Consider the following 474-nt stretch of genomic DNA (forward strand, 5'->3'; position numbering starts at 1 on the left):
GGTCACCAGCGTCGGGCTCATCGACGATAGTGGGCGCTTACCGGGGGCAATGCTGTTGGCGGTGCCCTGCACCAGCCCGTACAGGTTTTTCTCGCCCACTTTGACCGTAAAGTCGTCCATCTCGTCGTTGAGGAAGAAGCCGGTGCCCGGTGCGATCACCACGGCGCCGAAGCGGCCGTTGACGGTATAGGTGGTGGAGACCGCGTTGCCGTCGTGATCGACGATCGAATAGTGGGTGGTTTCCGGCTTCTCATGCGGTTCCATGCCGGGCTGCACGTTTTCCGACGGCGTGGCCTTGTCCGCGACGATTTTCTTGCGGATCTGCTCGGCGTAGCTCTTGCTCACCAGCCGGTCGATCGGGTTCTTGATGAATTCCGGGTCGCCGAGGTAGGTGTTGCGGTCCATGTAGGCATGGCGCATCGCTTCGGTCATGGTGTGAATGGCCGCCGCCGAGTTGAAGCCCATGCTTTTCAG

General features: G+C 61.2%; 1 protein-coding gene. It reads right to left on the reverse strand.

Features of this window, described 5'->3' with window-relative positions:
* Positions 1–474, reverse strand: a 474-nt coding sequence (locus KHA85_RS20150) for a gamma-glutamyltransferase (RefSeq protein WP_213186656.1), incomplete at both ends; no start/stop codon positions are given.

This window comes from Dietzia massiliensis (assembly GCF_018390595.1).
GTDB lineage: Bacteria > Actinomycetota > Actinomycetes > Mycobacteriales > Mycobacteriaceae > Dietzia > Dietzia massiliensis.